This is a genomic window from Corynebacterium sp. Marseille-Q2823 (assembly GCF_903645345.1).
In the GTDB taxonomy this organism is placed as follows: Bacteria; Actinomycetota; Actinomycetes; order Mycobacteriales; family Mycobacteriaceae; genus Corynebacterium; species Corynebacterium hiratae.
In genome coordinates this window covers 73922-93678 of record NZ_CAHJXS010000004.1, presented here as the reverse complement: position 1 = coordinate 93678, position 19757 = coordinate 73922, and the positions used below count along the sequence as shown (strand labels likewise).

The following is a 19757-nucleotide window of genomic DNA, read 5'->3' as shown; positions in this document are numbered from 1 at the left end:
AGGCTAGGGCCGCACGATCTGCAGGTCCCGCAGGTGGCGGTAGAACGTCACGCGCTTGACCGGCCGCTTAGCGCGGACTCCATCGACGCTGACGCTGAGCGACGGCCCTCCTGCCTGCACCGCCCGGCCCTGCACGACGCTGGCCGGGTCGAGTTGTCCAGGCTGTGCAGGCTTGCGCAGGCGGACGAACAGCCCACGGCGCGGTGCAGCCTCCGCCTCAAAGCTCGTCACTGCCTTCGCCGCCACGATGCCCGGCGCATCCGTCATTGGTACGAGCTTTGCCCCGAAGACATCCTTCTCACGATCTGCGCGCAGCAGCACGGCATCGTCGACGATGATCTCCCCCGTGATCTCCTCATTCGACCATTCCGCAATCGTTGCCGAACCCGCCACGGCGAGGCCCGCGTCATTACGGATGAGCGGCACCGGCTTGACGGGCGCGGTCATGGCAAAGGAGAGTGCTTCCTCCATTACTGCTCCCTGGTTGCCGGGCCCCTGGCGCTCCTGACCCGCTCCGCTCGATTTCAGGCCCCAATTCATCGCCGCTGTGGAATGCTCCCCGGTGGGGACATACCCAACCTCGGCCCACAGGTAATCCGCCCGCATCATGCGGGTCAACACCGCGCTGAGTGCGGCGTCGCTGCCAATAACCACGATGCGCAAAGGCTCGCGCAAGTACTGCTTTTGGGGTGCTGGGCCCGGCTCGCCGAGGTGACTCACGTCCGGTTGCGCGGCAATCTTATCCAGCGATGGAGTGGGGTCCTCCGGAAGGATGTCCCTGGCCAGCGCATCAATAGCCTTCAGCTCCTGCCGGCTGGGGACCGAGGCGACGCGGAAGTGCTCAACGCGGATTCCGCTCTGTTGAGCCTCAGCGAGGGCATCGGTATGGGCCTCAGTGAGATGGCCGCCGCAGTCTACAAGCGCACAGATCATACAAGAAGCATAGAAGCGTGAGAAGAGGTTCGCGAAAAAGGAGCGCCAGCGCCGCTCAACCAACGGCGCTTCCAGAAACTAAGTAGTGCACGTCACATCTGCTAGGTAGGCTCCATTACAACGCTTAACTCCAAAGCAACTCTCAACTTCTTAACACTTAACTTTTTCTTTGTCTGATAGCTGGAGGTATTCACCGTGTCCACCCGTATGGCAACCCTTGCGCTTGTATCCGCCGCTGGACTGTTGGTGAGTTCGTGCAGTTTCGGCGGGGGTTCACAGACGGAAGCCGAGGAACCCGCCTTCACCGAGGCCGCCGCCGCGTCCGTGACTAGTTCTACGAAGGCCAGCGCGACGACATCGTCGACACCGAGCAGCACTTCCTCCTCCAGCACGCACCCTAACTGCGAAGAAAAGAAGGAGCTCGAGGACACCGACCTTGGCAAGGTCCTTGATAACAAGGAAGCCTACGTGAAAGGCTCCACCGAGAAATTTGAGGACCTCACCATCGGCGAAGACGAGTATGACCCCTGCAAGTTCCTCAGCTACGTGGTGTTGGAGGGCAAGTTCGATGGCGAACCCGTGAAGGTTCCCGTCTTCTTCGTCAACGGCAGGGTCTACGACGAGAATGCCCTGTACATCACGTCCTCCTCATTTGAGGTCACTGAGGATGGAGAGGGTTACACCTATGAGTCCAAGACTGAAGGAGACATTGTCGGCGTCGAAGGAAAGGTGTACAAGCGCCCAGGCACTGAGGCACCTTCGATGGAGAACTCCTTTGACGGTGTGAACTCGGACATATTCTTCATTGACGTAAAGTCAGAGCCCACCGACTCCGCGGACCTGGCCAAGGATGAAGAAGACCTCCGCGGTGAAACGCTGTTCGATATTTCCGCCGACGGTTGGAACTTGGTGTGCGGTATCGATGCGAATGAAAAATCCATTGACTGCGCACACGGCGGTGGCGGAGCCTGGGTTATCAAGAGCGATAAGACCAACCTGCCGGAAGATATGGAATTCGATGTGGTGAGCCTCCTACCGCTGGAGGGTGAAACCAGGTACAGCCAGGGTGGTGTCGACAACCTCCCAACTGACGGCAAGAAGATCGATAGCAACGGTCTCTACCGAATCGGCATCGATGACATTGAAGCTCAAATCGCTGTCGTTGACGATGGGATCATTATCAGCACCCCAAACAATTCGAGGCTGATGTTCACCAATGACACCATCTTCATCGAAGAGAAAGACAAGGGCGACGGTGCCAACTCAAACACCGAAATCGCGTAGTTGGACTTGAACGAGGTTCGGGACGAACCTCTCCACGAAGGTGCCGGCGCATCAATTCCTGACGAGCTTGTCACAAACTCACCGCTGCACCGCTGCGGCGGGTAAAGTAGGTGCGTATTTGACTTCAATAAATAGGAAGTGACATCAAACATGGCAGCGATCGTCATCGTCGGCGCCCAGTGGGGCGATGAAGGCAAGGGCAAGGCTACCGACATCCTCGGCGGCAAAGTCGATTACGTAGTGAAGCCCAACGGCGGTAACAATGCCGGCCACACCGTCGTGGTCGGCGGCGAGAAGTACGAGCTGAAGCTTCTTCCCGCCGGTATTCTTTCTGAGAACGCCACCCCGGTCCTGGGCAACGGCGTGGTGATTAACCTGGAGGCCCTCTTCGATGAGATTGATGGCCTCGAAGCCCGCGGCGCTAACGCTTCGCGCCTGAAGATTTCAGCCAACGCTCACCTCGTGGCGCCGTACCACCAGACCCTGGACCGCGTGCAGGAACGCTTCCTGGGCAAGCGCGCCATCGGCACCACCGGCCGCGGTATCGGCCCGGCTTATGCCGACAAGGTCGCCCGTATCGGCATCCGCGTGCAGGACATCTTCGATGAGTCCATCCTGCGCCAGAAGGTCGAGTCCGCCTTGGACATCAAGAACCAGATGCTGGTGAAGATGTACAACCGCAAGGCCATCGAGCCGGAGCAGGTTGTGGAGTACTTCCTGAGCTACCGCGAGCGCCTGCGCCCGATGGTTATTGAGGCCGAGCTGGAGCTAAACCAGGCTCTGGATGAGGGTAAGCACGTCCTCATGGAAGGCGGCCAGGCCACCATGCTGGACGTTGACCACGGCACCTACCCGTTCGTGACCTCCTCGAACCCGACGGCCGGTGGTGCTGCTGTGGGCTCCGGCATTGGCCCGACGCGCATTACTACCTCCCTGGGCATCATCAAGGCCTACACCACCCGCGTCGGTGCGGGCCCGTTCCCCACGGAGCTCTTCGACAAGTGGGGCGAGTACCTGCAGACCACCGGCGGCGAAATCGGCGTCAACACCGGCCGCAAGCGCCGCTGCGGCTGGTATGACTCTGTGATTGCCCGCTACGCCACCCGCGTCAACGGCTTCACGGACTACTTCCTGACCAAGCTGGACGTGCTCACCGGCATCGGTGAAATCCCCATCTGTGTGGCCTATGACATTGACGGCAAGCGCTACGACGAGATGTCGCTGACCCAGTCGGAGTTCCACCACGCCGAGCCCATCTTTGAAACCATGCCGGCCTGGGACGAGGACATCACCGACTGCCAGACTTTTGAGGAGCTTCCACAGAAGGCACAGGACTACGTCCTGCGCTTGGAGGAACTCTCCGGCTGCCGCATCTCCTACATTGGCGTCGGCCCCGGCCGCGACCAGACCATCGTGCGCCACGACGTCATGCAAGACCAGTAAGGCGCCAACAAGTCCCAGCCGCACAACCTCTGGCACCGCCTAACAGTGACGGTGCCTGGCAAGCAACCGCCCCACTTCTCCTACGGCATCGTGCACACAACCACCTGCACGCACCACGCACAGGGAAGCGGGGCGGTTTGTGTTTCTATGGGTACATTTGTGCGCTCAATACGCCCTGCTTGGCGACGCCTCCCACACCTCCACCCGTCACTATGCTGTATAAAACACCCCCGTTAGGAGTGTATTCCTGGGGAAAATGTTACGGATGTGATGACGTGAGCTATTTAACAATTGCAACCGCGTGTCGCAATCGCAGCAAAAAGAGCAGGTCAATCATGTGTTTCCTGTTGTTAGCGGCGAAAAGTTTGCATTCATGAAATTTTCAGGATTCCGTACGGTTCCTTTAATTCGTGCACGGAGTTAACATTAGAGACGAGTTTGTTCATAGACCCTTGGAACCTCTGACCTTCTTCCAAGGTGACAGGTGTGAGCTGCTCTCGGTTGCGTAAGCCGGTTTTAACCCTTGCGCGGTCACGTATCCCTAGCGTGATCAGTTCTTTCAAGTCTTAAGGAAAGGGCTTCTTGATATGAACAAGAAGGAAATTAAGCGTACAGCTGTACGCCGTCGCGGCACTACGATTGCTGCCGCGGCGCTCTCTATTGCTATGGTGGGCCCCTTTGTCCACTCGGTAACCCCGAACTTCCCAGTGGCCGCGGTCGCTGGCACCCCGGCTGAGGCTGGCCAGTCGAACGCCGCCGGTAATGGCGTCAAGTACCCGGGCAAGAATGCCGATGGTGTTTACCAGTCTGTGGTAGATGAGCAGCGGTACGAGTTTAGCGACCAGCCGATTAAGGTTGAGGGTGCCATCGAGTCTGGTGCTGAGCAAGGCACCAACGAATCTATCGAGGGCTACGTCATTCACCAGCGCGATGGTGACCTTTCGGTGTACCCGGGTACCCGTGATCCATGGAAGCCGATCCCGATGGCAGGCGTGCGCGTTTACGCTCAGTGGACTGAAAAGGGCAGCGTCACCTCGCCGGTGTACACCACCACCACGCGTGAAGATGGTTACTACACCATCAATATGAAGCCTTTCAACAATGCGAAGGGCGAGGTCGTCAAGTTTGACGCAGACCCGAATGGTCCGCAGTACGAGAAGATCCGTGTGTGGGTGGATAACCCGGATACGGATAACTTCACCCAGCTGTATGGCTACAACTTCGGCCACATGGGCCCGAACGCCGCAACGGTTGACACCCCGGGTGGCATGAGCTGGTATGTCGGTTCTGACCGCGTGGTCAACGCGCGTTTCGCGTTTGGTGAGAAGACCCGTCACGACATCATGCACCGTGATAAGGCTGATCAGAACCCGGTGGTTGGCAATGGCCCTGGTCAGATCAAGGGCAACCTATTCTGGCACCTGTTCAATACGCAAGGTGCGTTCACGCCAAGCCTGATGAACAAGATGAACGGTGCGGACGTGCCGGCAACTGGTGTCAAGGTCTATGGCTCCTACCTGTCTGACTACGCGGTCAATGAGATCAAGACGAAGGCTGCCGAGGACCTTGGGTTTGATGAGATCCGTGGTCGTGAATGGACCAACCGTAATGAGACTGCGCTGCAGAACTGGATCAAGCGCAAGATGGCCGAAGAGGGCAAGGACAAGTGGATCGCTGAGACCTCTGAAGCTACCGTTGGCAGCGACGGCAACTACACGCTGCAGTTCAAGGGCTCCTTTGGCCGAAATACCGGGGCAACCAACAATGTTGACCGTGGCTACGACGACGGCGCTTTGATCTACACCGACCTGGCTCGTGACAATGGTGCTGAGGTGACCTTCCCCGACGGGTCCAAGCACAATGCCTACAACCTGTTTGGTCAGGTTGCTCCTGCTGCCGACGTTGGTAGCTGGGAGAGGTCCGTTACTGGCCGTGGTATCAAGAACATTCCGAAGCACGTGAACTGGGATTGGTTGTTCTTCTCCACGGAGGAGACTGAGGGTCTTGGTCAGTTCACGCCGTTCTACAACAATTCCTTCCTGCCGCGTAGCCAGTATGTGTTCAATGGTGAGGGCAAGTGGGCTGGTGGCATGGTCTATGGTGCTGGCGAGCATTACCTGCTGGAAAACCGCCACGTGTTGTACTCGGACTACGTCGTTTTTGATGTGCTTGAGTATGACACTCGTGAGAACCCTGCGAAGCCGGGTGCGAAGGTTGAGACCAAGACTGGTGGGTTGCCGAGCCAGTGGGTTGATGGCCTGCAGTACCAGATTGAGTGGGTCAACCAGGAGACCGGTGAGGTTGTCCACAAGTGTGCCCCTGAGGATCCGAAGGCAGGGAAGATTCCGTCGTGCCAGCTCGACACCACGGGTGTTAAGTCCACGACGACTTTCACTGCGTATCTCTACCCTGTCAACAAGGAGACTGGGGAACGTGGTCAGGCGATTGCAGCCGATGCATTCACGGTTCTGGTTGGTTGGCAGCCACACTACGAGGAGACTCCGGCTAAGCCTGGTGAACCAGCCACGTCCAAGGCCCCGACTTTCGACAACACGGAGACCAAAGACGTCGAGACGCTCAGCGCTGAGGAGCTGAAGGCTCAGGACGAGAAGAAGGCGCCGACGAAGTTCGCGCTGCCTGAGACCTTCAAGGCTCCAGAGGGTTACACCGTCACCGTTGATGGGAAGACCGGAGAGGTTTCCGTAACCTTCCCGGATGATGCAGCCAACAAGGACAGCATCGAGGTTCCGGTCCAGGTCACCTACAAGGACGGCACGACCGCAACTGGCACCGCTCCTTTCGTCGTTGAGTCCACCGACCGCGATTCCGACAAGTTCCAGCCTGAGTATGGGGATGGTTCTGGTAAGCCTGGTGAGGATGCCAAGGTTGATGCTCCGAAGTTCAAGGACGGCGAGGGTAACGACACCACTGCTCCGGATGGCACCACGTATGCTCCGGATAAGTCTGAGGACAAGGCTCCGACGTACACCGATAAGGACGGTAAGAAGAAGCCGTTGCCGGAGGACAATGTAAAGGTTGATCCGAAGACCGGTGAGGTCACCGTTACGGTTCCGGAGGATGCGAAGCCGGATACCAAGATTGAAGTTCCGGTGAAGGTGAAGTACCCGGATGATTCGACCGATGATGCCACGGTGACTGTCACGGTTGAGCAGCCGGATGCGCCGACTCCTACTGAAGAGGACAAGGATAAGTTCCAGCCTGAGTATGGGGATGGTTCTGGTAAGCCTGGTGAGGATGCCAAGGTTGATGCTCCGAAGTTCAAGGACGGCGAGGGTAGCGACACCACTGCTCCGGATGGCACCACGTATGCTCCGGATAAGTCTGAGGACAAGGCTCCGACGTACACCGATAAGGGCGGTAAGAAGAAGCCGTTGCCGGAGGACAATGTAAAGGTTGATCCGAAGACCGGTGAGGTCACCGTTACGGTTCCGGAGGATGCGAAGCCGGATACCAAGATTGAAGTTCCGGTGAAGGTGAAGTACCCGGATGATTCGACCGATGATGCCACGGTGACTGTCACGGTTGAGCAGCCGGATGCGCCGGAGGCCGATGTGTCCGTGGATGCTATTCCTGACACGAAGGTTGCTCGAGGCGAGAAGGTTTCCATCCCAGTTAAGTCCACCCAGGGCTCCGAGGTTACCGTTACTGGTCTGCCTGACTACCTGAAGTACAACCCGGATACCAAGAAGATCGAGGGCACTGTTCCTGAGGATGCTGAGCTGAAGTCCTACGACATCGAGGTCAAGGCAACTAAGGATGGCAAGGAAGCCACGGATGACTTCAAGCTGACCGTTGTTACCTCCATCTTGGTTGACTCTGATGGTGATGGCGTCTCCGATGAACAGGAGGAGAAGGACGGTACTAATCCGAACAATCCGGATTCCGATGGTGATGGCCTGACCGATGGTGAGGAAAAGGAGCACGGTACCGATCCGAACAACCCGGACACCGACGGTGACGGCATCAAGGATGGTGACGAGGTTAAGGACGGTACTGATCCGACCAAGGAGGACACCGATGGTGATGGCCTGACCGATAAGGAAGAGAAGGATCTTGGTACTGATCCGACGAAGCCGGATACTGATGGTGACGGCCTGACCGATAAGGAAGAGGTCGACGGTTCCAAGAACCCGCACAAGGACAACAAGTTCGACGAGAACGGTGAGCCTGGCAACACGGATCCGACGAACCCGGATACCGATGGTGATGGCCTGACCGACCGTACTGAAATTGAGATCGGCACCGATCCGAATAACCCGGATACCGACGGTGATGATCACAAGGATGGTGACGAGGTCAAGGACAATAAGGATCCGAAGGATCCGGATTCCTTCCCGGGCGATGACACCGACACCGATGGTGATGGTGTTCCGGATGCCCAAGAAGAAAAGGACGGCACCGATCCGAAGAACCCGGATACCGACGGTGACGGCCTGACCGATGGTGAGGAAAAGGAGCACGGTACCGATCCGAAGAACCCGGATACCGATGGTGACGGCGTTAACGACGGTGACGAGGTCAACCGTAAGGATGAAGACGGTAACCCAGCTCCGACTGATCCGAAGAACAAGGACACCGATGGTGACGGCCTGACCGATGGTGAGGAAAAGGAGATCGGTACCGATCCGACCAAGCCGGATACCGATGGTGATGGCCTGACCGATAAGGAAGAGGTCGACGGTTCCAAGAACCCGCACAAGGACAACAAGTTCGACGAGGACGGTAAGCCTGGCAACACGGACCCGAAGAACCCGGATACCGATGGTGATGGCCTGACCGACCGTACGGAAATTGAGATCGGCACCGATCCGAATAAGGCTGACACCGATGGTGACGGCGTAAACGATGGCCAGGAGATCAAGGACGGTACGGATCCGAAGAACCCGGATACCGATGGTGACGGTGTCAACGACGGTCAGGAGAAGGAGGACGGCACCAACCCGCTCGACAAGGGCGACTTCAAGGGTGGTGACGACTCCGATGACAACGGCGACAAGCCGAGCATTGTTCCGGGTGACAAGACCGATGAGGTTCCTGCCAACAATAAGCCGAAGGAACTGGATGACAAGGTCAAGAACCCGACAGATGGTATGACCGGTGATGTCCTTGACAAGGACGGAAAGAAGATTCCGGGCTCCAAGGTTGAGATCGACCCGAAGACCGGTGAAATCGAGGTGACCGTACCGAAGGGTACTGATCCGCAGGATGCCACGGTTGTTGTCAAGGACAAGGACGGCAACAAGGTCGGTGAGATTGATATCAAGATCACCAAGCCGAAGAAGGACAACAACGACGGCGGAAACAACGGTGGTTGGTTCCCGTGGCCGATTGATCCGAACAAGCCGGGCGAGGATGACAAGCCTGGTGACGAGGATCCGAAGGACAAGGACACCGATGGTGACGGCCTGACTGACGAGCAGGAGAAGGAGCTTGGCACCGATCCGAATAAGGCTGACACCGATGGTGACGGCATCAATGACGGTGATGAGGTAGACGGCTCCAAGAACCCGTTCGATAAGGACGGCAACAAGGTTAAGCCGGGTGAGAAGGGTGCTCCGACTGACCCGAAGAAGGCTGATACCGATGGTGACGGCACCAATGATGGTGATGAGGTCACTGGTTCCAAGAACAACGGTAAGCCGACCGATCCGAATAACCCGAAGTCCAAGCCGGAGACGGAACCGAACGGTTCCTCTAAGCTGCCTGACTGGAATGGTTCTTCCAACCTGTCTGAGCGTTGCATCAACACCGGCCTTGGTATCGGTATCCCGCTGCTGTTCCTGATTCCGGTTGGTCTGGCTTCCCAGATGAACATTCCGGGGCTGTCGGAGTTTGTTGCTCCGATTAACAAGCAGATTCAGGATCTGAACACCCGTCTGCAGCAGCAGACCAACACCTTCAACGGCCCGTTGGCTAAGCAGATGGCTGGTATTGACGCTCAGCTCAAGCGCTTCGGTGCTGACTCCCGCCAGGCTGCTGGTGCTGTGGCTCTGATTGCTGCTGGTGCTTTGGCTATCGGCCTGTTGGCTGATGCTTGTGCACCGGGTGCTGGCGAGGGATCCTCCAAGTAAGAGGAAGACCGCGATAACCGAGGGCCAGCCGGCCCCCGTGGCCGGCTGACACGCTAGAAGGTCAGTCTGTAGCGCCAAGCCCCCTTTCCCACTGTTTCCCTGCGGTGGGTAAAGGGGGCTTTGGCGATCTTGCACCCCCGGGCCGGAGCCCGGGGCACCGTGTCGTCGTGGGGTGCGGTGAGTTTGGGTGGTTGTGGGGAATCGGGGGACGTCGCCAAGCAGCGCGGCGTGAAATGTGTGCGATAATTCGAGAATGACTACCGTAGGCGACATCGCAGGCCAGATCGGAACCCCCTTAACAGGAAGCGCTACCAAGGTGCTGCTCCTGGGGGCGGGCGAGCTGGGCAAGCAGTTGGTAATAGCCTTTCAGAATCTGGGGCTCGAGGTTCACGCCGTGGACCGCTACGCAGGAGCACCCGCGCAGCAACTTGCGCACTTTAGCTACATCGCAGACATTAGGGACCCACAGAAGGTGTGGGAGCTCACTGAGCGAATCAAGCCGGACTATGTGGTCCCAGAGGTGGAGACCGTCGCGGTGGAGGCGCTCAAGCGCATTGAGGAAGAAGTAGGCGCTACGGTTGTGCCGACGGCGCGGGCTTGTGAGCTCACGCAGTCCCGTGAGAGCGTGCGCGAGGTGGCTGAGAGTATCGGTCTTCCTGTGACGGCGTATCGCTTTGCTGAGACTGCTGAGGAGCTGCAGGAGGCAGTGGGGGAGTTGGGGCTGCCGTGCATCGTGAAGCCGGATATTACGACTTCCGGTAAGGGGCACGTTCTTCTTAAGGAAGAGGAAGAAATAGAGGAAACGTGGGCCATGGTGCGACACGTGTCCTCGGAGTATAAGCGCGTCGTGGTGGAGCGCTTCGTCGACTTTGATTATGAGGTCACGCTGCTTGCTGTGCGCTCCATTGACCCGGCCACGGGCAAAATGGCCACGTGGTTCAGTGAGCCCATTGGTCACCGTCATGAGAAAGGCGATCTAGTGGAGTCCTGGCAGCCGATGGCGATGAGTGAAGATGCCCTGGCGAATGCGCGTTCCGTGGCTGCGCGTATTTCTAACGAGTTGGGTGGGCGTGGTGTCTACGGTGTTGAGCTGTTCGTGGCGGGCGATGAGGTGTACTTCTCCTCAGTCTCGCCGCGTCCTTTGGATACTGCGATGCTGACTGGATACACGCAGCGTTTCTCTGAGTTTGAACTCCATGTCCGCGCAATGTTGGGCTTCCCGATTGATGTGACGTTGGTGAGCCCCGGTGCGGCGGTCATTCTGCACGCGGACGCTGAGCTTGATGACGTCTCCTATTCCGGTCTCGATGCCGCCATGGCTTATGAGGAGACGGACGTGCGTCTGTTTGGTAAGCCATGGGCCTATGCCGGCCGCCGCATGGGCATGGTGGCTACCACTGCAGAGGACGTTGAGACAGCCCGCGATAGGGCAGCACTCGCGGCGGCAAAGATTACTGTGGCGCCGGGCTCGTCTTCTGGGGCAGACCAGGTGGATGCGCAGCCTGTGACTCCCGCTGGCTCGCCGGTCTCCGACATCGAGGTTATTGAGGTTCCCGAGCCGGTCGTCGACGTTGATCCGAAGCTCACGCGTTCCGCGGATGATTAATGAGGACTCGGCGAGCCATAAAACTGATTAATGGGGGTAGTGGCCTAAGCCCCGTGGGATGAGGTTTCTAATGGGGAATGACGGCCGTGCTTTGTGCACGGCCGTTTCGCGTGTCTGCGAGGTGTAGCGGTAAGGGTGCTAAGTGCTCGCGAGTACGAGCTTTCGCGGGCCTTGGGGTGCTGCAAGGTGGTGAGGTTCGTAGGTGCGTACAAGGGGATTAGGCCAGCGCGGGCGCGCACAGTGCTGTTGCGCTGGCGGAAGGTTTCCTAGCGCAATCCGGATGGGCGAAAACTGATGTGTAAACTTAGTAAATCTTAGGTTGAGAATTATAAGAAATATTTAGAAGTTAACGATGTGAAGGTAAAATAGAACAAGTGGGCGGTAGATAGGAGCTGCCTGACTTGAAAACGGTCTAGTGCAGCACAAATACGCTCCAACTTGGATATAGGCGAAATTTATAGAGCAATGAGATACCTTGCAGCTTCCTGTGTTGAATGATAGTCTCCTGAGTGGACTATAAGAGTGCGTGAGATTCGTGAGAAGAATCGCCGGTCAGGGTGTAAAAACCTACGTCCAGATTTCAGATTGGTTCAGTGGTCTAAGGCTGCTGTGTAGAAAGCTTGTAGACATTCACATCATTCGAAGAGGAAACGATGAGTAGATTAAGGAATATCTCCAGAGAGGGGTGGATGGTCTTTACTGCTGTGCTTACAGCAATTGCAGTAATTGCGGCCATGGTTACCGTTCCCTGGGCGAAGGCTGGCGCGGCCGAGCCGACTGATTTCGTGCCTAACACCACCTTGGGCGCTGAAAATGCGAAAATTGGCGGAGATCATAGCTGGGGCCAGCTTGTGTGGGCTGGTGTTCCGCCAGAAGGTGCGAGAAACCCTCACAAGAACAACGATGTCGGATGGGGCTGGTGTATTGATTACACTGTTGCCGATCCCATGCTCAAGAAGGGCAGCTACAAGAAGTCCACAGCAGGTGCGATTCGCTTTGATGACCCGAAGTTCCAGAATGCGGCTATCGGCATTGCAATGAAGCTGCGTGATGCTACGGCGGCTGGCGATAAGAAACTTGCTAACCGTTACAGCGTTTACTTGGCAGCGCTCGTCTCTGATGCGTCGGGTAGGGCTGCCGCGATTAAGTTTATTCACGCAAACGACGGCGGAAATGTTTCTGGTCTGGCACGTCCGCTCCACGGGTTCGACGGCAATTCAGAGGATTTCACGGCGAACACGGGGCTGCGCATTCTAAAGGACAATGCCCAAACGCTCGACCAGCAGTTTGAAGCCGATCCGTCGGTTACTATCCCTGAGCAGCCGGCGGATGCCTTCATCACTGTGGTTGGCCCTAACGGCATAACCACTCATAACAGTGGTGGGGGACAGCGTGTGGTTCCGATTGACCAGCCTGGTCTGCCGGATGATGACGGCGAGAATCCGGGTAAGGATGAGGAGAGCAACCCGAATCCGAAGCCGACTCCGTCGGAAAGCACTGAGACTGAGCCGTCCACGACCGATGAGCAGACCACCGAGGAGACCACTTCTGAGGAAACCACGTCTGAGAGCTCTGAGGCTGAGACGACTTCTGAGGAGCCGACCACGGAGGAGACGACCGAACCGTCTGAGCCGTCGACGACCGATGAGCAGACCACGGAGGAAACCACCTCTGAGGAAACGCCATCTGAGAGCACCGACGAGTCGACGACCGAGGAAACTGAGGAGCCGACTCCGACCCCGACCACTGACGTAGTTCCGGAGCCGACCCCGACGACTTCTCAGCAGGAGAAGCCGCGCAAGCCGGAGATCAAGACCCAGGCCAAGTTTGATGGTGACAAGCAGCAAGTTGTTGCTGGCGCAACCGTCATTGACACGGTTCACTACGAGGACTTGGTTCCTGGTAAGAAGTACACCCTGAAGGCCGAACTTCGTAACAAGGCTGCTGACGCTAATGGCGAGCACGCTGTCGTTGGTACCGGCTCGCAGGAATTCACTGCGGAAGCTGAGTCCGGCGACGTTGCGGTAAAGATTAACGTCGATAAGCAGCTCGAGTCCCCGATCGCTGCTGCCGTTGCTTTCGAGAAGCTCTTCTCTTCCGAGGTAGACAAGGATGGCAACGACATCTCCGGCTCCCATGAGGAGAAGGAGATTGCCACTCACGAGGACATCAACGACGAAGCACAGACCGTTATCACTGTCTGGAACCCTGAAATCGGTACGACGGCCAAGTTTAAGGACGGCAACCGCGTTGTTGAGGGCGCCACGGTTATCGACACCGTGACGTATAAGGACCTTGTTCCGGGTAAGAACTACACCCTGAAGGCAAAACTGATCTCCAAGGAAGACGGCACTACCGTTCTGGGTGAGGCTACCCACACCTTCACTGCGGAGAACTCTGCTGGCTCTGAGGACGTTGAGATCGTCGTCAACGACAAGGCCAAGGACGGCGTTACCGCTGCAGTTGCTTTTGAGAAGCTCTTCTCTTCCGAGGTAGACGAGGACGGCAACGATATCTCCGGCTCCACCGAGGAGAAGGAGATTGCTAAGCATGAGGATATCAACGACGAGGCACAGACTGTGACCTCTGAGCTGAACCCGTCGATTAAGACCAAGGCTGAATTCGATAATGCTAAGCAGGTTGCTGCCGGCGTCGTAGTTAAGGACACTGTTTCTTACACCGACCTAGTTCCGGGTAAGGAATACACTCTTAAGGCAGAGCTGCGTAACAAGGCTCTCAACGAGAACGGTGAGCATGCTGTTATCGGTCGTGGTGACCTGACCTTCACTCCGAAGAGCTCTGTAGGTGAGGTCGTTGTTGACATCAAGGTCAATGAGGACCTTGAGGGTGTAGTCAAGACTGCGGTTGCATTCGAGAAGCTGTACTCCAAGCAGGTTGATGAAACCGGTAAGGATGCTCCGAAGAACGAGGGTGACGGAAATGAGATCACCACGCACGAGAACATCAACGACGAAGATCAGACTGTGACCTCTGAGGAGGAGCCGTCTGAGTCGACGACCCCGAACGAGCCGGGTGAGGAGACCACTCCGAACCAGCCGGGCGAGGAGACCACTCCGAACCAGCCGGGTGAGGAGACGACCCCGAACGAGCCGGGTGAGGAGACGACCCCGAACGAGCCGGGTGAGGAGACGACCCCGAACGAGCCGGGGGAGGAGACGACCCCGAACGAGCCGGGGGAGGAGACGACCCCGAACGAGCCGGGTGAGGAGACGACCCCGAACGAGCCGGGTGAGGAGACGACCCCGAACGAGCCGGGTGAGGAGACGACCCCGAACGAGCCGGGCGAAGAGACTGATAAGCCGAAGATTTCGACGAATGCTGACTTTGCTAACGGTGCAACTGAGGTTGTTGCTGGTGCGAAGGTTAACGATACGGTGACGTATGAGGGTTTGGTTCCGGGTATGGAATACACCCTGAAGGCTGAGCTGATTTCTAAGGTTGATGGCAAGTCTGTCCTGGGTAAGGGTGAGAAGACCTTTACTCCGGATGCTGCTGATGGTGAGGTTGTTGTTGAGATCATCGTTGCTGATTCGGTGAAGAAGCCGGTTGAGGCTGCGGTTGCCTTTGAGGAGTTGACTTCTGTTGAGGTCAACGACAAGGGCGAGGAGACTCCGGGTACTGATCCGGAGGAGCCGAACCACATCGCTGAGCACAAGGACATCAACGATAAGAACCAGACGGTTCCGAAGCCGTCCGAGGAAACGACCCCGAACAACCCGGGCGAGGAGACGACCCCGAACCAGCCGGGTGAGGAGACGACCCCGAACGAGCCGGGCGAGGAGACCACCCCGAACAACCCGGGCGAGGAGACCACTCCGAACCAGCCGGGCGAGGAGACCACTCCGAACAACCCGGGTGAGGAGACGACCCCGAACGAGCCGGGCGAAGAGACTGATAAGCCGAAGATTTCGACGAATGCTGACTTTGCTAACGGTGCAACTGAGGTTGTTGCTGGTGCGAAGGTTAACGATACGGTGACGTATGAGGGTTTGGTTCCGGGTATGGAATACACCCTGAAGGCTGAGCTGATTTCTAAGGTTGATGGCAAGTCTGTCCTGGGTAAGGGTGAGAAGACCTTTACTCCGGATGCTGCTGATGGTGAGGTTGTTGTTGAGATCATCGTTGCTGATTCGGTGAAGAAGCCGGTTGAGGCTGCGGTTGCCTTTGAGGAGTTGACTTCTGTTGAGGTCAACGACAAGGGCGAGGAGACTCCGGGTACTGATCCGGAGGAGCCGAACCACATCGCTGAGCACAAGGACATCAACGATAAGAACCAGACGGTTCCGAAGCCGTCCGAGGAAACGACCCCGAACAACCCGGGCGAGGAGACGACCCCGAACCAGCCGGGCGAGGAGACGACCCCGAACAACCCGGGCGAGGAGACCACTCCGAACGAGCCGGGCGAGGAGACGACCCCGAACAACCCGGGTGAGGAGACCACTCCGAACGAGCCGGGGGAGGAGACGACCCCGAACCAGCCGGGTGAGGAGACCACTCCGAACGAGCCGGGCGAGGAGACCACTCCGAACAACCCGGGTGAGGAGACGACCCCGAACGAGCCGGGCGAAGAGACTGATAAGCCGAAGATTTCGACGAATGCTGACTTTGCTAACGGTGCAACTGAGGTTGTTGCTGGTGCGAAGGTTAACGATACGGTGACGTATGAGGGTTTGGTTCCGGGTATGGAATACACCCTGAAGGCTGAGCTGATTTCTAAGGTTGATGGCAAGTCTGTCCTGGGTAAGGGTGAGAAGACCTTTACTCCGGATGCTGCTGATGGTGAGGTTGTTGTTGAGATCATCGTTGCTGATTCGGTGAAGAAGCCGGTTGAGGCTGCGGTTGCCTTTGAGGAGTTGACTTCTGTTGAGGTCAACGACAAGGGCGAGGAGACTCCGGGTACTGATCCGGAGGAGCCGAACCACATCGCTGAGCACAAGGACATCAACGATAAGAACCAGACGGTTCCGAAGCCGTCCGAGGAAACGACCCCGAACAACCCGGGCGAGGAGACGACCCCGAACCAGCCGGGCGAGGAGACGACCCCGAACAACCCGGGCGAGGAGACGACCCCGAACGAGCCGGGTGAGGAGACGACCCCGAACGAGCCGGGTGAGGAGACCACTCCGAACGAGCCGGGTGAGGAGACGACCCCGAACGAGCCGGGTGAGGAGACGACCCCGAACCAGCCGGGTGAGGAGACGACCCCGAACCAGCCGGGTGAGGAGACCACTCCGAACGAGCCGGGCGAGGAGACGACCCCGAACAACCCGGGCGAGGAGACCACTCCGAACCAGCCGGGTGAGGAGACCACCCCGAACGAGCCGGGTGAGGAGACGACCCCGAACGAGCCGGGCGAAGAGACTGATAAGCCGAAGATTTCGACGAATGCTGACTTTGCTAACGGTGCAACTGAGGTTGTTGCTGGTGCGAAGGTTAACGATACGGTGACGTATGAGGGTTTGGTTCCGGGTATGGAATACACCCTGAAGGCTGAGCTGATTTCTAAGGTTGATGGCAAGTCTGTCCTGGGTAAGGGTGAGAAGACCTTTACTCCGGATGCTGCTGATGGTGAGGTTGTTGTTGAGATCATCGTTGCTGATTCGGTGAAGAAGCCGGTTGAGGCTGCGGTTGCCTTTGAGGAGTTGACTTCTGTTGAGGTCAACGACAAGGGCGAGGAGACTCCGGGTACTGATCCGGAGGAGCCGAACCACATCGCTGAGCACAAGGACATCAACGATAAGAACCAGACGGTTCCGAAGCCGTCCGAGGAAACGACCCCGAACAACCCGGGCGAGGAGACGACCCCGAACGAGCCGGGTGAGGAGACGACCCCGAACGAGCCGGGTGAGGAGACGACCCCGAACGAGCCGGGTGAGGAGACGACCCCGAACGAGCCGGGTGAGGAGACCACTCCGAACGAGCCGGGTGAGGAGACGACCCCGAACGAGCCGGGTGAGGAGACGACCCCGAACCAGCCGGGTGAGGAGACGACCCCGAACCAGCCGGGTGAGGAGACCACTCCGAACGAGCCGGGCGAGGAGACGACCCCGAACAACCCGGGCGAGGAGACCACTCCGAACCAGCCGGGTGAGGAGACCACCCCGAACGAGCCGGGTGAGGAGACGACCCCGAACGAGCCGGGCGAAGAGACTGATAAGCCGAAGATTTCGACGAATGCTGACTTTGCTAACGGTGCAACTGAGGTTGTTGCTGGTGCGAAGGTTAACGATACGGTGACGTATGAGGGTTTGGTTCCGGGTATGGAATACACCCTGAAGGCTGAGCTGATTTCTAAGGTTGATGGCAAGTCTGTCCTGGGTAAGGGTGAGAAGACCTTTACTCCGGATGCTGCTGATGGTGAGGTTGTTGTTGAGATCATCGTTGCTGATTCGGTGAAGAAGCCGGTTGAGGCTGCGGTTGCCTTTGAGGAGTTGACTTCTGTTGAGGTCAACGACAAGGGCGAGGAGACTCCGGGTACTGATCCGGAGGAGCCGAACCACATCGCTGAGCACAAGGACATCAACGATAAGAACCAGACGGTTCCGAAGCCGTCCGAGGAAACGACCCCGAACAACCCGGGCGAGGAGACGACCCCGAACGAGCCGGGTGAGGAGACGACCCCGAACGAGCCGGGTGAGGAGACGACCCCGAACGAGCCGGGTGAGGAGACGACCCCGAACGAGCCGGGTGAGGAGACCACTCCGAACGAGCCGGGTGAGGAGACGACCCCGAACGAGCCGGGTGAGGAGACGACCCCGAACCAGCCGGGTGAGGAGACGACCCCGAACCAGCCGGGTGAGGAGACCACTCCGAACGAGCCGGGCGAGGAGACGACCCCGAACAACCCGGGCGAGGAGACCACTCCGAACCAGCCGGGTGAGGAGACCACCCCGAACGAGCCGGGTGAGGAGACGACCCCGAACGAGCCGGGCGAAGAGACTGATAAGCCGAAGATTTCGACGAATGCTGACTTTGCTAACGGTGCAACTGAGGTTGTTGCTGGTGCGAAGGTTAACGATACGGTGACGTATGAGGGTTTGGTTCCGGGTATGGAATACACCCTGAAGGCTGAGCTGATTTCTAAGGTTGATGGCAAGTCTGTCCTGGGTAAGGGTGAGAAGACCTTTACTCCGGATGCTGCTGATGGTGAGGTTGTTGTTGAGATCATCGTTGCTGATTCGGTGAAGAAGCCGGTTGAGGCTGCGGTTGCCTTTGAGGAGTTGACTTCTGTTGAGGTCAACGACAAGGGCGAGGAGACTCCGGGTACTGATCCGGAGGAGCCGAACCACATCGCTGAGCACAAGGACATCAACGATAAGAACCAGACGGTTCCGAAGCCGTCCGAGGAAACGACCCCGAACAACCCGGGTGAGGAGACGACCCCGAACGAGCCGGGCGAGGAGACGACCCCGAACCAGCCGGGCGAGGAGACCACCCCGAACAACCCGGGTGAGGAGACCACTCCGAACCAGCCGGGTGAGGAGACCACTCCGAACAACCCGGGTGAGGAGACGACCCCGAACCAGCCGGGCGAGGAGACGACCCCGAACCAGCCGGGCGAGGAGACCACCCCGAACCAGCCGGGCGAGGAGACGACCCCGAACCAGCCGGGCGAGGAGACCACTCCGAACCAGCCGGGTGAGGAGACGACCCCGAACGAGCCGGGTGAGGAGACGACCCCGAACGAGCCGGGTGAGGAGACCACCCCGAACCAGCCGGGTGAGGAGACCACTCCGAATAACCCGGGTGAGGAAACGACTCCGAATAAGCCGGGTGACGAGCCGTCTGAGTCCACGACCGAGACTCCGGATGACGGCGACGGTAAGGATAAGGACGACAACGATGGCAGCTCGAAGAAGTCCGATCTGCCGTGGTGGCTGCTGCTCATCCCGGGTCTGGGCCTCATCAAGCTCATCATTGATGGTGGCAATAGCGGTGACGGTGGACATGATGGTGGCCACGATGGCGACCACAACGCTGAGGTCATCGAGGACAACGGCCGTGGCGGTGACCATGGTGAGTCCACCGGTGACAACGCTGGTGAACCGTCCGAGCAGACTGGTGACAACACCGGCCGCGATGACCGCGAGGTCACCGTCCTGGACGCAACTCCGCCGGAGGACTCCGGTCAGCCGCTGCCGTCCAACGCAGAGCGCGTGGAGATCAAGCACGTACCTTCCGGTGCGACGAAGCTTGACCCAGGCATGAAGGACTTCATCAAGTAGTCCAAACTGCAACACCATCCCAGCCCTCACCGGTTGGGGTTGGTAAGGCGCAGAGAGCAATGATGACAATCCCCTCCAGGGCGTAAACGCTGGAGGGGATTCGTCGTCTGATTTTTAGTCTATTGTTTAGAACGAATAACTAGAGCCAATATT

6 protein-coding genes are annotated in these 19757 nt (G+C 58.1%); 5 read left to right on the top strand and 1 reads right to left on the bottom strand.

Going from position 1 to position 19757, the window contains the following annotated elements; genetic code table 11:
• Positions 1-3: 3 nt before the first annotated feature.
• Positions 4-933: a hypothetical protein gene (locus tag HWX44_RS06030; RefSeq protein ID WP_070682403.1), complete on the bottom strand. Its 930-nt coding sequence runs from the start codon at positions 931-933 to the stop codon at positions 4-6.
• Positions 934-1128: 195 nt separating this feature from the next.
• Between HWX44_RS06030 and HWX44_RS06025 the strand changes: the two genes are divergently transcribed.
• From HWX44_RS06025 to HWX44_RS06005, 5 genes are all read left to right on the top strand, one after another.
• The gene (locus tag HWX44_RS06025; RefSeq protein ID WP_070753938.1) at positions 1129-2217 is read left to right on the top strand and encodes a hypothetical protein; all 1089 of its coding nucleotides are present in this window, start codon (positions 1129-1131) and stop codon (positions 2215-2217) included.
• 150 nt (positions 2218-2367) lie between these two features.
• The gene (locus HWX44_RS06020; RefSeq protein WP_175973679.1) at positions 2368-3660 is read left to right on the top strand and encodes an adenylosuccinate synthase; all 1293 of its coding nucleotides are present in this window, start codon (positions 2368-2370) and stop codon (positions 3658-3660) included.
• Positions 3661-4247: 587 nt separating this feature from the next.
• Positions 4248-9752, top strand: a complete 5505-nt coding sequence (locus HWX44_RS06015; protein WP_175973677.1) for a YPDG domain-containing protein — start codon at positions 4248-4250, stop codon at positions 9750-9752.
• Positions 9753-10005: 253 nt separating this feature from the next.
• Entirely contained in the window at positions 10006-11358 is a 1353-nt protein-coding gene (purT, locus tag HWX44_RS06010; RefSeq protein WP_175973675.1) for a formate-dependent phosphoribosylglycinamide formyltransferase, read from the top strand.
• Positions 11359-12047: 689 nt separating this feature from the next.
• Complete coding sequence (locus HWX44_RS06005) at positions 12048-19604, top strand: VaFE repeat-containing surface-anchored protein (RefSeq protein WP_175973673.1); 7557 nt, start codon at positions 12048-12050, stop codon at positions 19602-19604.
• The last annotated feature ends 153 nt before the right edge of the window (positions 19605-19757 follow it).